Source organism: Stieleria sp. (assembly GCF_041595215.1).
GTDB lineage: Bacteria > Planctomycetota > Planctomycetia > Pirellulales > Pirellulaceae > Stieleria > Stieleria magnilauensis.
In genome coordinates, this window is the sequence record NZ_JBFHKV010000069.1 from 1 (window position 1) to 14,930 (window position 14,930).

At 59.4% G+C, this 14,930-nt stretch carries 11 protein-coding genes; all 11 read left to right on the forward strand.

Going from position 1 to position 14,930, the window contains the following annotated elements; all coding sequences use genetic code 11:
- On the forward strand, positions 1 to 1,306 hold a 1,306-nt coding region (locus ABX749_RS04600), incomplete at its 5' end, for an ABC transporter permease (protein WP_372894964.1).
- A 209-nt stretch (positions 1,307 to 1,515) separates the two neighbouring features.
- A complete protein-coding gene (locus ABX749_RS04605) occupies positions 1,516 to 3,312 on the forward strand; it encodes an arylsulfatase (protein WP_372894965.1) in 1,797 nt (598 codons plus the stop codon).
- A 58-nt stretch (positions 3,313 to 3,370) separates the two neighbouring features.
- Positions 3,371 to 4,378, forward strand: coding sequence for a 2-amino-4-hydroxy-6-hydroxymethyldihydropteridine diphosphokinase (folK, locus tag ABX749_RS04610; protein ID WP_372894966.1), 1,008 nt, complete (start codon positions 3,371 to 3,373; stop codon positions 4,376 to 4,378).
- 187 nt (positions 4,379 to 4,565) lie between these two features.
- Positions 4,566 to 5,255, forward strand: coding sequence for a cytochrome c3 family protein (locus ABX749_RS04615; RefSeq protein ID WP_372894967.1), 690 nt, complete (start codon positions 4,566 to 4,568; stop codon positions 5,253 to 5,255).
- A gap of 68 nt (positions 5,256 to 5,323) precedes the next feature.
- Positions 5,324 to 8,647 carry a TAT-variant-translocated molybdopterin oxidoreductase gene (locus ABX749_RS04620; protein WP_372894968.1) on the forward strand — a complete coding sequence of 1,108 codons (3,324 nt, stop codon included), beginning with the start codon at positions 5,324 to 5,326 and terminating at the stop codon, positions 8,645 to 8,647.
- Between the two features lie 122 nt (positions 8,648 to 8,769).
- On the forward strand, positions 8,770 to 10,200 hold the full coding sequence (nrfD, locus tag ABX749_RS04625) for an NrfD/PsrC family molybdoenzyme membrane anchor subunit (RefSeq protein WP_095737555.1): 1,431 nt from the start codon (positions 8,770 to 8,772) through the stop codon (positions 10,198 to 10,200).
- 44 nt (positions 10,201 to 10,244) lie between these two features.
- Complete coding sequence (locus tag ABX749_RS04630; RefSeq protein WP_372894969.1) at positions 10,245 to 11,696, forward strand: quinol:electron acceptor oxidoreductase subunit ActD; 1,452 nt, start codon at positions 10,245 to 10,247, stop codon at positions 11,694 to 11,696.
- 106 nt (positions 11,697 to 11,802) lie between these two features.
- Positions 11,803 to 13,080, forward strand: a complete 1,278-nt coding sequence (locus tag ABX749_RS04635) for a hypothetical protein (RefSeq protein ID WP_372894970.1) — start codon at positions 11,803 to 11,805, stop codon at positions 13,078 to 13,080.
- An 83-nt stretch (positions 13,081 to 13,163) separates the two neighbouring features.
- Positions 13,164 to 13,493 carry a hypothetical protein gene (locus ABX749_RS04640; protein ID WP_145209592.1) on the forward strand — a complete coding sequence of 110 codons (330 nt, stop codon included), beginning with the start codon at positions 13,164 to 13,166 and terminating at the stop codon, positions 13,491 to 13,493.
- Between the two features lie 31 nt (positions 13,494 to 13,524).
- Positions 13,525 to 14,451 (forward strand): SCO family protein, encoded by a 927-nt coding sequence (locus tag ABX749_RS04645; protein ID WP_372894971.1) that lies wholly within the window; start codon positions 13,525 to 13,527, stop codon positions 14,449 to 14,451.
- A gap of 81 nt (positions 14,452 to 14,532) precedes the next feature.
- On the forward strand, positions 14,533 to 14,930 hold a 398-nt coding region (locus ABX749_RS04650; protein WP_372894972.1), incomplete at its 3' end, for a cytochrome c oxidase subunit II transmembrane domain-containing protein.

The following is a 14,930-nucleotide window of genomic DNA, read 5'->3' on the forward strand; positions in this document are numbered from 1 at the left end:
GCTCTTCGATGAGCTGTCCGCCACGGCGAACGTTCAATTCGCGATCGACCATCGCCCCAAACGCGGCGCCGGCAATCCGAAAAGCGAACCGGTCTCGTGGAACGCTCGACAGTGGCTGGAACATTTGGGGGTCCCGCTGAAGACCTCGGTGGCCGACCTGAGCGGCGGCCAGAAACAGCGTCTGGCAATCGCCCGCACACTTGCCGCGTCACCCGATGTCCTGCTGTATGACGAACCGACCAGCGGGCTCGATTCGGCCAGCGGACGGTTGGTCGCAGAATTGATTCGCGAAACCCAATCGACGTACCACCGAACCAGCATCGTGGTCACGCACGACTATGAGACCTTGCTGCCGATCGCGGACAAGGTGTTGCTGCTCGATCCACAGCAAAAGGACTTGATCGAAATCGGTCGCGATCAGTGGGGCGAAATCCCCGAACGCATGGTGCCGGTTTCCACTTTGGAAGCCGACGCGACGTCTGGCCCGGCGCAACGCAAGTCGATGATCGGGCGTGTCATCAACCCCGTGTTGGAAACGACCGGTGGCGCCGTGTCGGCCGCGTTTTGGTTGCCGCTGGATCTGCTGCCGATCGTCCCACGCGTTCGTTGGGCCGTCCGATTCACGCTGCACTACTTGCGGTTGGTCGCCGGCCCATCGGCCTGGATCTATCTGATCATCGCCGGCCTGATCGTCGGATTCACGTCCACCTACTTCACGTTTCGGTTCCTGCCCTTTCGGTTGTACACCCAACCGTTGCTGATCGATGAGCTGTTGGCATCGATCGGATTCGCCCTGTACCGAGTGTTGGTACCGATCCTGGCAACCATCTTGGTCGCGGCACGCTGCGGTGCGGCGGTTTCGGCAGACGTCGGCGTCAAGCAATACGGCGGTCAAGTCGACGCGATGCGAACACTGGGCGTTGCCCCGCGCGCGTACTTGTTGCTGCCGATCGTGATTGCGTTTGTGATCGGCACTCCGATCCTGGAGTCGCTCGCGTTTTATGCCGCCCGCTTCATCAGCATGGTCGCGTTCACGGCATCTTATCCCGACGTCGGCCCTTATTTCTGGGAACAGCACTTCGGCCGTAACCTGGCCGGCGAATCCCCCTGGCTGCACGTCGGATGGAAATGGGTGCTCTTGAAGAACGTCGTCTGCGGGTTGGGAACCGCGACGATCGCCTATTATCAGGGACTAGCACCGAAGCGTTCGGCGAGCGACGTCAGCCGATCGATCACATCGACCGTGCTATGGACGACACTGTTCGTGTTGACCGTCCACTTTGCCGTTGCGCTGATGGAATTCTGATCGAGCTGATCGAGCAGGTGATTCGGTGCAGTGTGCTCCCCGGAGGTGGCGCTGCGCTGACCTCCGGCTACTCGCTGAAATCCCTCCGGGATATTCGCTTCGCTGGCGCTCTCCGTTGACACCAAACGAATTGTTCTTGTTAGTGGTAGGGCGCGAATGAGCTACACTGGAACTGGTCCCGATCCGCCCTCCCCAAGTCCCCGCACGCCATGCTTTGCCGCACACGTTTCCTCTCGCTTGTTGTCGCACTCCTTGCCGTCACCATCACGCCTCGCGCGTGGTGTCAGTCGGATCGCCCAAATGTGATTGTCGTGTTGGCCGATGACCAGGGCTGGGGTGATTTGAGTCTGCACGGCAACCCGAATCTGTCGACGCCACATATCGATTCGATCGCGCGGCAGGGCGCTCAGGTCGAAAACTTTTATGTCTGCGCGGTTTGCTCACCGACGCGCGCCGAATTTCTGACCGGTCGTTACCACACTCGCATGGGCGTCTACAGCACGTCCGCCGGCGGCGAACGATTTGACGCCGGGGAACAAACCATCGCCGAGGTCTTTCGCGACGCCGGTTACGCCACCGCGGCCTACGGAAAATGGCACAGCGGCATGCAGTGGCCGTACCATCCCAACGCGCGGGGCTTTGACGATTACTACGGATTCTGCAGCGGGCACTGGGGCCACTACTTCGACCCGATGCTGGAACACAACGGTCGAATCGTCCAAGGCAAAGGATTCATCATCGACGACCTGACCGATCACGCGATGGACTTCGTCAGCCGATCCGGCGACCAGCCTTTCTTTGTCTACTTGGCGCTCAACACGCCGCACTCGCCGATGCAAGTGCCACAGAAGTACTGGGACAAGTTCGCGGACAAAACCATGGTTCCCGATCCGGAGCCGGGAAACAGCCGACGACAAAACATCCCGCACACGCGGGCGGCGTTGGCGATGTGCGAAAACATCGATGACAACGTCGGCCGATTGCTGGAGCATCTCAAGACGACCGGGAAAGACCAGGACACGATCGTGGTTTACTTCAGCGACAACGGCCCCAACGGGGCACGGTTCAACGGAGGGTTGCGCGGACGCAAGGGATCCACCCACGAAGGCGGGCTGCGTTCACCCTGCGTGATCCGTTATCCCCAAAAGATCAAACCCGGAACCGTCGTCCGATCGATCAGCGGCGCGATCGATTTGCTGCCCACACTGGCGGATTTCGCCGGCATCGACTGGCAATCCAAACAGCTCGATGGAAAACCACTCGACGGCGTTTCCATCGCCGGCGAACTCTCCGGTGCCGGCCCCGACCCGAGCCAACGCGACCGCGTGATCTTTAGCCGCTGGCGCAACGGCGCAACGGCCAGGACACAGCAGTACCGGATGCAGGACAACGGCGAATTGTATGACATCGTCGCCGACCGCCGCGAGAAAACGAATCTGGCCGGGCAACAGCCCGAGGTCGCCAAACGATTGGGCGCGGCGATCGAATCGTGGAAACAGAGCTATGCCGATGCGATGGTCGAAGGCACCCGGCCGTTCCCGCTGGGGCATCCCGAGGCCGAGTGGACGCAACTGCCCGCCCGCGATGCCACCTTCAGCGGAGCGATCCGCCGCAGCAATCGATTCCCCAATTGCACGTACCTGTTGAACTGGACGGACACCGAGAGTGAAATCCGCTGGGACGTCGACGTGCTCGGCAGCGGGCGCTACGAGGTTCAGATGTATTACGCCTGCCCGCGGCAAGACGTGGGGGCGACCATCGAGCTGTCGCTCGGAGACGCGGCGCTGTCGGCCAAGATCGAGACGGCGGTGGAAAGCCCGCTGGTCGGTGCCGAGGAAGACCGGGTGCCGCGGCAGGAAGGTTACGTGCGGCGGTGGCAGCCGATGACGCTGGGGACGATCGAATTGAGTCCCGGTCGAAAAACGCTGCGTTTGAAAGCCAGCGAGATTCCCGGCGGGCAAGTCGCCGAGATGCGATTGCTGATGTTCCGCAAGCTTGAGTTGTAGGACGCACCGCACAAATAGCGTACTGCTGATCTGCGACAAACGGGCTACAATCCGCGGCATGAATCAACCCGGTCACCCCCTGTCGCGCCCCTTGCCCGGTCAACGGGCCGCCAAACACCGACACGTCTCTCAGTGCGTGATCAGCTTCGGCAGCAACCTGGGAGACCGTCGGGACTTGATCGCTTCGGCGGCACAACGGGTAGCGGCGTGCGATCTGATCCTCGACGGCGACGCGCTGAAGACAAGCCGGCTGTTCGAAACACCGCCGATCGGAGGCCCGGGGGGACAGGAACCCTTTCTCAATGCGATCGGCGTGTTCCAAACCGAAGCCCCGGCGCGGGCGGTGCTGGGACTGCTGCAAGAACTCGAACAGGCACTCGGCCGTGAGCGGCGACGGCGCTGGGACGCGCGTTCGATCGACTTGGACGTCGTCCTGCATGGGAACCTGGTCGGCGGGACGACTGGCTTGGTCGTGCCCCATCCACGCTACACCGCGCGGCAATTTGTGCTGCAACCGGCCTGCGATGTGGCGGCCCATTTCCGCGATCCGCGATTCGGCTGGTCGTTGCAAGAGATCTCCGATCACTTGTCCGCGGCGGCGCCCTCGCTGGCTTTGGTGACCGGTCGTCAAGAAACTCGCGACTTGTTGTGCCGACGTTTGGCCGACGAGCATGGGGTGATGGTTTACACCAGCGAGACGGCCAAGCTTTCGGCGATCGACGACGACTCAAACAAAGACTCCGCGAATGGCGACGAGGATTGTCGCTGGGTCTCCAGCTTTCTGCCCAAGTTGCCTAGTCGGAGTAAATTACTCGACGAGACCAGCCGATCCACGATGTCAGGAGAGGCGGCGCACGGGTTGCCACGTCTACTGGTTCGCATTCAAAAGACGAGCAGCGAGAACGGCTGGCCGGCGCCACACCAAATGTGGCCGGGCGGTTGGCAATGGCCTGAATACCGTCTTGAAATCGACGACTTAGACTGGGCGGTGTCGGAGCTTGCTTCGGCGCTCGATTCGATGCGTTGTTCGGCTCGACCGGTGACTGCGGACGGTCACTGGTGGTGAAAACAGGCGTCTGTGCGCCTGGTGCGACGATGCGCCTCACGCTGTTCGGCAAAAACTTCGCGGCACAATGTCGCTCGCTTGTCGGGTGGCCTTGCCAATTTGCTAGTGGCCGACCGATACTTCCGCTCCGAACTGTCTTCCGTTCTTTTCTGCACCAACGCGTCCGGATTTGACCCGGCCGATGATCATGCAACGTTTTTTGTTTCCACGCTGGTCCAACCCGTTTTTGCTGGTTTTAGGCGCTGCTTTGGGCGGCGGTGGTTTATTTGCCGCTGCTGTTGGAGGCTTGGTGACCGATCCGGTGACCTTGAACATTGGCTACGAACCGGAGCAGCCGGTTCCGTTTAGCCATGCAATTCACGCCGGCCAACTGAAATTGGACTGTCGTTATTGCCACAACACGGTTTTTGAGGCCGCCCACGCCGCGGTCCCCCCGACGGCGACCTGCATCAACTGCCACAGCCCGGCCAACGACCAGGGTCAATCGGCATTGGCGGCCGTGCGAGCGGACAGCGTGAATCTGAAACCGATTCACGAGAGCTGGAAAACGGGCAAGAGCATGCAGTGGAAACGCGTGCACAATCTGCCCGAATACGTCTACTTCAATCACGCCGCACACGTGAACTCCGGCGTCAGTTGCGTCAGTTGCCACGGTCGGATCGATCAAATGGAAGTCGTCTACCAGCACGAGCAGCTTTCCATGGCGTGGTGCATCCAGTGCCACGAAAACCCGAACGAGCACCTGCGGCCGAAAGAGTTTGTCACCAAGCTTGACTGGGAACCGCCGGCGGACTGGGACCAGGAAGCGTTTGCCAAACAGCAGCGTGCCGAGCACAACATCCATCCCCAGCGTCACTGTGCCGTTTGTCACCGATAGTGCCGATCCTTTCCGCTTGACCGTCCGCGCCAGTAAACACCGTTTACGAACGATCCATCCGAACGAATATGACTCACAACGAATCCAACGCGAAAAGCAACGCCCCGACTTACTGGCGTAGTATTTCGGAACTGCACGGCAGCGAGGAATTCCAGAACAATTATCTGCATCGCGAGTTCCCGGTCGCCGCTTCGGAGTTCCCCGAAGGCGTCTCGCGGCGTCGCTGGATGCAATTGATGGGCGCCTCGCTGGCGATGGCCGGCGTTTCGGGATGCCGTTATCCCGAAGAAATCATCGCCCCGTTCGTGATCCGCCCCGAAGGCCGTGTGCCCGGCGAGTTTTACGAGCGTGCGACGAACTTTGAGCTTGCCGGATCGGTCCATAACTTGCTGGTCCGTTGCTTTGACGGTCGCCCGCAGCACATCGAACCGAACAAGAGCCACCCGTCGGCGGCCGGCACCAACGCCTACGTCCAGGCGTCGATCTTGTCGCTGTATGACCCCGATCGCTCGCGTGGCGACGACGGCCCGGTCTTGATGCGTGGCGGCGAGCGGAAGCAGGAATCGCAATGGGACGATTTCTTGCCGGTAGGACGCGCGGCGATTCAAAAAGCCGCCAGCAACGACAACGGAAAGGGCTTCGCCGTGCTGATGTCGCCGACCAGTTCGCCGACGACCGTGCGGATGCTCGGCAAACTGAAAGAAAAACTGCCGGCGGCGACGATCGCTCAATTCGACGGCGTCCATGACGGCGTCATGCGAAAAGCGACCAAGCAAATGCTTGGCACCGAATCCAACCAAGTGCTCGATCTGAGCGAAGCCAAGGTCATATTCTCGCTCGGTGCCGATTTCCTCGGCAACGACCCCGGTTCGCTGACCGCCGCCCGAACGTTTGCCGAGCGGCGTGACCCGATCGCCGGCGAAATGAGTCGCTTGTACATGGTCGAAGGCGGCTACACGACGACGGGAACCATGGCCGATACGCGTCTGGCGATTCGCCCGAGCCAAATGCCGGCATTCCTGGCCGCGTTGGATCGCATGGTCGAGGCGCTCAAGAACGGCGAGACGCACAATCACGACGGCAAAGAGCTGGCGTTCAATGATCCGGAAATCACCGCCGCGGAACGCCAATCGCGATTCCTGGATTGCCTGGCCCACGACATCGTTGAAGCCGGCGAAGATGCAGTCGTCGTTGTCGGCCCCTCGCTCGGGCCCGATCTGGTCGCGGCCGGAATCGCGATGAACCAGAAACTCGGCTCGCTGGGCAAAGCCCAATCCTTCACGCCCTGCGTGGACGAGAGCCTGGAGACGAAATCACTGGCCGACCTGGTCGCTGCGGTCAACAAGGGCGACATCGAGTCGTTGCTGATTCTGGGCGACAACCCCGTCTTCACCTCGCCCAGTGACATCGACGTCGCGGGCATGATCGAAAAGGTGCGACAAGACGGGAAAGTGTTCTACCTCGGCGAATATGACGACGAAACCGCCGTCTTGTGCGATTGGTCACTGCCGCTGGCGCACCCGCTGGAATCCTGGAGCGACTGCATCAACGACGACGGACTGTACGGCGTCTGCCAGCCACAGATTCTGCCGCTGATGGGCGGACGCACGGTCGCCGAAGTCCTGGCGCTGATGATGGAAGAAGACGTCGTCGACCCGATGCTGATCGTGCGTCAAACCGCTGACCAGGTCGCCGGAGAAACGCTCAGCGAAGGAAAGTGGCGAAAGCTGCTCCATGACGGCTACGCCGATGACATCAAAACGGCCGCACGCACCGCCGACGTGACCGGCACCGCACCGGAACTGCCGAGCAACGATCCCGAAGTCGCGTCGCCCAAGACCATCGACCAAGACAACATCGAAGTGGTCTTCACCCCCGCCGACGGCCTGTACGACGGGCGGTTCGCCAACAACGGCTGGCTGCAGGAACTGCCGCAGTCGATCACCAAGGTCACTTGGGGCAACGCCGCGATGATGAGCCCCGCGACCGCCAAGGCGCTGGGCTTGCACCACGGGCTGTACATCACCCTTCGCAAGGGCGGCAGCAAGATCGAATTGCCGGTCTTCGAAACACCCGGTGTGGCTCCCGGCGTCGTGATGACTTCGATCGGATACGGTCGCTCGCGAGTCGGCAAGGTCGGTGGCTTTATCGCCGAAGGCCTCGAGGCGGTCGGATTTGACGTCTCGCCGCTGCGGACCAGCGATCAAATGCTGGTCGCCTACCAAGTCGAAGGACGCCCGAACTACAACGAATTCGACTTCGCCACGACGCAGAATCACTGGGCGATCGATGACATCGGACGCAAAGAAACCGAGCGTCGCAGTTACAACCTGGTTCGCGAAGGCACCACCAAGTTGCTCGAAGACGTGCCCACGTTTGCCACCGAGCAACCCAAATCGCCGCACGTGCCCAAGGTCGGCAAGTACGGTTCGCTGGGCACCGAACCGATGCAAGAGATCCAAGCCGATCCGGCCAAGGATTATCTGCCGCAGTGGGGCATGTCGATCGATTTGACCAAGTGCACCGGGTGCAACGCCTGTGTCGTCGCTTGCCAAAGCGAAAACAACATCCCGATCGTCGGTGCCGAACAGGTCCGAAACAGCCGCGAAATGCACTGGCTGCGAATCGACCGCTATTTCCAAGGCAATGCCGAAGACGCCCAGATCGTTCACATGCCGGTCGCCTGTGTGCACTGCGAAACGGCTCCTTGCGAACAGGTTTGCCCGGTTGCCGCGACAGTACACACCGACGAGGGCATCAACGCGATGGCCTACAACCGCTGTATCGGAACGCGGTACTGTGCCAACAACTGCCCGTTGAAAGTCCGTCGATTCAACTACTTCAATTACAACGAAGAGGTCGGCGTCGGCTACGGGGTCCAGGCGTTCCCCGGTGCGATCGAATCGGCCAACCGAAAACTGCAAGCCCTGGTGCTCAACCCCGACGTCACCGTGCGTGGCCGCGGTGTGATGGAAAAGTGCACCTACTGCGTCCAACGCGTGGAAAAGGCCAAGATCGAAGCTCGCAAGGACGGCGGCCGCCAGATCCAAGACGGCGATGTCATCACCGCCTGCCAGGCCGCCTGCGGAACCAACGCCATTGAGTTCGGCAACATCGCCAACCCCGACTCGATCGTGGCCAAAAAACGCAAGGATGTGCGAGCCTACGGCGTGCTGGAGCAACTCAACATCAAACCGCGGACGGAGTACTTGGCCCGGGTGCGAAACCCCCACCCGCGGCTGATGACCCTTCAGCAGCTGGAAGACCTGGCAACGATCACTTCGCATCACGGCCACGACGACCATGACGATCACGGTGATCATGAAGCCCGCGGCGACGATCATGCCGGCGAACACAAAGAAGCCGAGCACAAAAAAGAAAAAGCTCACTGACGTCAGTTCGCTGACAGAGAGTTTGCTGAATTGATTCGGCGAACGACAAACTGCACGCGGTGCCGCAGGCCCGCATCGACCAAGCCAAACAAACCGATTCCACTTTCTAGCTAACACTGACCATGTCACTTGCCATTCCAAACGGATTGGATAACACCGTCGAACGTCCAGGTGAGCGAGCTCCGCTGGTCCTTGGCGAAACGACGTACCACGACATCACCGAAGCGGTTTGCAAAGTTGCCGAACGCCCACCGAGCAAGGGTTGGATCGGCGGCTTCCTGGTTGCGTTTGCGTTGCTGCAGATGCTCGGATTGCTGATCGTGTATCTGATCTACACCGGGGTCGGAGTTTGGGGCAACCGGGCACCGATTTTCTGGGGTTGGCCGATTGTGAACTTCGTGTTCTGGGTCGGGATCGGTCACGCGGGAACGCTGATTAGTGCGATTTTGTTTCTGTTCCGTCAGGAATGGCGGACCAGCATCAACCGTGCGGCCGAGGCGATGACGATTTTTGCGGTCGCCTGTGCGGGGACGTTCCCGGGGATTCACGTCGGCCGTGCCTGGTTGGCATTCTGGTTGGCACCCTACCCCAGTTTGAATCTTTGGATGTGGCCTCAATTCCGCAGCCCGCTGTTGTGGGACGTGTTCGCCGTTTCCACCTACGGCACGGTGTCGCTGTTGTTCTGGTACATGGGGATGGTTCCGGATTTGGCCACGTTCCGCGACCGATCCAAGAACAAGTACCGCCGGATGGCCTATGGGATTTTGTGCCTGGGCTGGAGCGGGTCGTCGCGTCACTGGATGCGATATGAAAAGGCGTACGCGATCCTGGCCGCGCTGGCTGCACCGCTGGTTTTGTCGGTCCATACGATCGTTTCGTTCGACTTCGCGGTCTCTCAGGTGCCCGGTTGGCACACCACGATTTTCCCGCCGTACTTCGTCGCCGGGGCAATCTTCAGCGGGTTTGCGATGGTGCTGACACTGATGGTGCCGGCGCGAAAGATGTTGAACCTGGAAAAACTGATCACGATCCGGCACTTGGAAAACATGTGCAAGATCATTTTGGCGACCGGCTCGATCGTCGGTCTGGCCTATGGAACGGAATTCTTCATCGCCTGGTATGGCCAAGTGCCCGCGGAACAATTTGCGTTCCTCAACCGAGCCTTTGGGCCGTACGCCTGGGCCTACTGGACGATGGTTTCGTGTAACGTCATCAGCCCGCAAATCTTCTGGTTCAAGAAAGCTCGCACGACGCCCTGGATCATCGTCGTCGTGTCGATCTTCGTGAACATCGGCATGTGGTTCGAACGATTCGTGATTGTCATCAGCAGTTTGTCACGGGACTATCTGCCGAGTGCCTGGGCCTACTTCACGCCGACCTGGGTCGACTGGGGCATGCTGATCGGATCCTTCGGATTGTTCTTCACGTTGTTCTTGCTGTTCTGCCGCACCTTGCCGGTGATCAACATGGCAGAAGTCAAGGCGACGTTGGCCAAGCAGGAGCACATGGCTCACCTGCACGGCCATGGTGAAGAAGCTGCGGAAGGTCACTGAGAAACTGAATCATTCATTCTTTTAAGCATTAACGATCTGTTTCGATGGATCAGAAAACTATGTCGGAAACGAAAATAGAAACGACCGTTCACGGAATGATGGCCGAATTCACAACGGTCGATTCATTGCTGAGCGCCTGTCGCAGGATTCGCGATGCCGGTTACACCAAAACCGACGCCTACACGCCGTTCCCGGTTCACGGGATCGACAAGGCACTGGGCATCAAACCGACCGCGCTGCCGTGGATCTGTCTGATCGCCGGTGCAACGGGTACCTGCATCGCATTGGTGATGCAGATCTGGATGAACAGTATCGATTACAAATACATCATCTCCGGCAAGCCTTACATCTCGTTGCCCGCGTTCATCCCCGTGGCATTCGAGTTGACGATTTTGCTGGCGTCCTTCGGCGCGTTCTTCGGCATGTGGGCACTCAACGGTTTGCCGAAGTTCAGCAACCCGATGTTCACCGACCCGCGATTCGACCGCGCGACCGATGACCGTTTCTTCCTCTACGTCGATGCCAGCGACGAACGCTACGATGCCAACGGAGTGCGGAATCTATTGGCCGACACCGGCAGCGATTACATCAACGAGGTGGTCGAAGACGATTCACCCAAAGAAGTGCCCAAGCCGGTGTTCTTGATTTGGGGATTGGCCGTCGCCGCGTCGCTGGTGCCGTTGATCTGCATCTTGACCATGCGGGTGACCAACAGCTCCAAGCCGCGATTCCACGTCTTTTTTGATATGGATTTCTCGCCCGCCAAAGACGCTCAACAGGTGACCAGCCTGTTCGCCGACAACCGTGCGATGCGCTCGGATGTCCCCGGCACCGTCGCCCGCGGGCAGATGGAAGAGTCGCTCGACATGCTGACCGGAATCGATGTCGAAGCCTTGACGATGTCCGATCCGCCGCGAGTGCAGCGATTGGTCCGGGCCTACATGCTGGCCGACGACGAAGCCAAGGCGGAAGAAAAGGAAGCGGTCGAAGCAGCCGAAGCAGCACCGGCCAGCGTGATGGACACCACGCCCTGGGTGGAAAAAAACCCGCTGACCGTCGACGCCGAACTGCTGGCCCAAGGCCAACAACAGTTCGCGATCTACTGCAGCGTTTGTCACGGGATGGATGGCTACGGAAACGGCCTGGTCAACCAGCGTGCCCAATCGATCAATGCCCCGACCTGGGTCCCGCCGGCATCGATGCACCAGGAAACCCTGTACGCGGACAAGTATCCCGACGGCAAACTGTTTTCAACGATCAGCAACGGGATTCGCAAGATGCCCGGCTATGCGGGCCAGATCAAGCTGAAGGACCGCTGGGCGATCGTCGCTTACGTGCGAGCGTTGCAGAAGAGCCAGAACGCCTCGATGGACCTGGTGCCGGAATCCGAAAAGGCCGCCGTCGAAGCAGCGGTCGCAGACGCGAAAGCCGAATTGAAGCGTCAAGCCGAAGAAGCGGAGAAGGCTGCGGCCGCTCGCAAACAAACTCAATCCTAACGACTCGGCGTTGCGGCCGCTTGCGGTCACGCCGATCACGAAATTCCCATATCACTCGACCACGCGGTCACCACCGTCACCGCACTTTACGACAACCGATTTGACCATGTCAGAACACGCCGCTCCCGCTGTCAAACCGGCCGATGACCCGGCCTTCCAGCTGCCTGCATCACTTCGCGGCTTGCAGATGCCGCTGCTCGGCGGTGGCCTCGTCGCCCTGCTGATCGGCATGGGCATGGCATTCGCCGTCAGCGATGCTGACATGCCGCGGTTCGGGATGTCCGCCTACCTGACGGCGTTCCTGTACGTCCTGACGATCGTGCTGGGATGCCTGTTCTTCGTCTTGATCCAACACCTGGTCCGAGCCGGCTGGAGTGTCGTCGTCCGCCGGGTCGCCGAGTGCATGATGATCATGATCGTGCCGATGGCGTTCCTGTTCTTGCCGATCCTGTTTTCGGTCTTCAGCGAAGGCGCCTTGTTCGTCTGGACCGATCCGGAGTTCGCCTCCAAGCTGCATCTCAACGAGCAGATGTGGGAAAACAAGAAACTGTTTCTCAACGCTCCGTTCTTCGTGATCCGCGCCTTGATTTACTTCGGCATCTGGGGCGCCCTGGCGGTTTATTACTGGCGTGGCAGCGTCAACCAGGACGAAACAGGCGAGCGAGCAGCGACCGACCGCATGCAATACTGGTCCGGCCCCGCGGTGATGGCATTTTCGCTTTCACTGACGTTTGCCGCCTTCGATTGGGGCATGAGCCTGGCACCGATGTGGTTCTCGACCATGTTCGGCGTTTACATCTTCGCCGGCGGTATCTTGGCGGCACATTGCGTGATCACGCTGCTGACGTATCTGCTGCAACGTGCCGGGGCATTGAAGGAAGAAGTCACGCCGGAGCATTACCATGACTTGGGCAAGTACATCTTCGGGTTCATCGTGTTTTGGACCTACATCTCGTTCAGCCAATACATGCTGATTTGGTACGGCAACATTCCCGAAGAGACCGAATGGTTCTACAGCCGTCAGGATGGCGGATTCGGATACCTGTCGATCGGATTGATCATTTTCCACTGGTTGATTCCGTTCTTCGGCACGATGAGTCGCCACGTGCGTCGTCGTCCCGGGATGATGGCGTTTTGGGCGGCCTACATCCTGGTCGTGCACTTCATCGATATCTACTGGATCGTGATGCCAGAAGCTCGCGTGGTCGAGACCCACACCGTGCCCGGATTCGGCGGCCCGCTGGGGATATTGGCCAGTCTGCTGTGTGTCGTCGGCATGTCGACACTGGTGATCGGGTTGGTGCTTCGCGTGGCGGGGGGCAATCGTGTGGTTCCCGTTCGCGATCCACGGCTGCGTGAATCGATCATTTTCGAAAATATTTAGCGTTTCCGGGGGACACCACGTCGCACGTCCCTGTTTTTTAGCACTCCAGACTCCCTCCGCTCGATAAACTTCGAAGTAGAGCCATGGCAAAATACGACGATCTGAACACCAGACAGATTTTCATCATCGGAATTGCTTCCGTCGTTGTGACGGCGGTGACCATTTTAGCGGTTCAGTACGTGTACTTCCTGCTCGTCGATGCTCACAAAGAGACCCTCCAGGCTCAGAGCAGCTACAAGCGGCAGAACGCAGTTTTGAACGACCAAGTTGGCTCGATTTCCAAGTACGGGGCGGACCCGTTGACCGGAAACGTCACCATTCCGATTTCCAAAGCGATGGAATTGGTGGCACAGGAAAGCCAATCGGAATCCGACAACCACTCAGACAATGCTGAAACCAAAGACGCAACCTGAACCGCGGACACCATCGAGCAACGGGGGCATCGTGTGGCTTGCCGCAGTCGCTGCGCTGACGTTGTTCGCGGCACTTTTTCCACGGACCGAGTCTCTGGCTCAGGATGCGGTCCGACTCGGCGCGAAAGTCGACCTGAACGACAACCTGCCTCCCGAAGCACGGGGGATCACGGTCGTTCAAAATCTGGGTGATGTGATTCCGACCAACTTGCCGCTGACGGATTCCGAAGGCAACGCGATCAAAACCGGATACATCTTCAACGGAAATCTGCCCACGATCGTCACGCTCAACTACAGCGATTGTCCGATGCTGTGCAGCGTTCAGTTGAACAAGCTGACCGAATCGCTGAACCAGTTGGACCTACAGCTGAACAAAGACTTCAAGATTTTGACCGTCAGTATCGACCCCAACGAAACCAGTCGACGCGCGGCGGAAACGAAAGAAAAATACGTGTCGGTGTTGTCCAATCAACCCGGCGCGGAGCAGGGTTGGACGTTCGCGACGGCGAAGCAACCGATCATCACCAAGTTGGCCGAGACGCTGGGTTTCCAATACCGATACGACGCGGCCAACAAACAATACAACCACCCGGCAATGCTGGCATTTGTTTCGCCCACGGGAGTGATCACGCGGTATTCGCTGTCGATCGACTTTCCGCCGGAGCAATTGAAGTTGGCGTTGGTCGAGGCGGGCGAAGGAACCGTGGGCAACGCGGTCGACCAATTCATTTTGTGGTGTTACAGCTACGACCCGGATTCCAATTCCTACACCCCGCACGCCTGGCGAATCATGCGGTTGTGCGGACTGGGGTTCATCGGTGTCTTGCTGACGGCATTGGTTCCGTACTGGGTCGGTCGCAAGGGGAATCCCGCGGCGCGGCTCGAGGCTGATTCAGTGCCGACGTTCCCCGGCAATGAATCACCCAGTGATGGGCAAGCCCCGTCGCAGAACGAGTAACGAGATAGGCAGGGACTGCTCACCGGGCAGTCGTTTTTACGAATAGATTTTTCCAATTCAATGACACAAATAGCCCCCGCGATGATGTCTCTGTTAGGCGATTACACCAGCAGCAAGCTCTCGGTTTTCCCCAAATCCGCGTCGTCCTTTTCGGGCGAATCCGATTGGGTGTTCCACTTCATCAGCATCGTCTGTGTCATTTTCTTCATCCCGATCGCTGTCGCCCTGTTCGGCTTTGCTTGGAAGTACCGCAAGGGCAAAGGGCAACCGGCGGACAGCCAAGTCGACCACAACACCACTTTGGAATTGGTCTGGTCCATCGGGCCGTCGTTTCTGTTGGTGGTGATGTTCTACTTCGGTGCCCGCGGCTTCCTCGACATGCGATCGATCCCCGAGGGGGCCTACAACGTCGGCGTGGACGCTTACAAATGGGGCTGGGGGATGAACTATGGAAACGGCGTGATTCACCCCGAACTGCA

Excerpts from the sequence above, each read along its gene's own strand:
- ABX749_RS04605 (WP_372894965.1), top strand. The coding sequence starts at position 1,516 with ATGCTTTGCCGCACACGTTTCCTCTCGCTTGTTGTCGCACTCCTTGCC.
- folK (WP_372894966.1), top strand. The coding sequence starts at position 3,371 with ATGAATCAACCCGGTCACCCCCTGTCGCGCCCCTTGCCCGGTCAACGG.
- ABX749_RS04615 (WP_372894967.1), top strand. The coding sequence starts at position 4,566 with ATGCAACGTTTTTTGTTTCCACGCTGGTCCAACCCGTTTTTGCTGGTT.
- ABX749_RS04620 (WP_372894968.1), top strand. The coding sequence starts at position 5,324 with ATGACTCACAACGAATCCAACGCGAAAAGCAACGCCCCGACTTACTGG.
- nrfD (WP_095737555.1), top strand. The coding sequence starts at position 8,770 with ATGTCACTTGCCATTCCAAACGGATTGGATAACACCGTCGAACGTCCA.
- ABX749_RS04630 (WP_372894969.1), top strand. The coding sequence starts at position 10,245 with ATGGATCAGAAAACTATGTCGGAAACGAAAATAGAAACGACCGTTCAC.
- ABX749_RS04635 (WP_372894970.1), top strand. The coding sequence starts at position 11,803 with ATGTCAGAACACGCCGCTCCCGCTGTCAAACCGGCCGATGACCCGGCC.
- ABX749_RS04640 (WP_145209592.1), top strand. The coding sequence starts at position 13,164 with ATGGCAAAATACGACGATCTGAACACCAGACAGATTTTCATCATCGGA.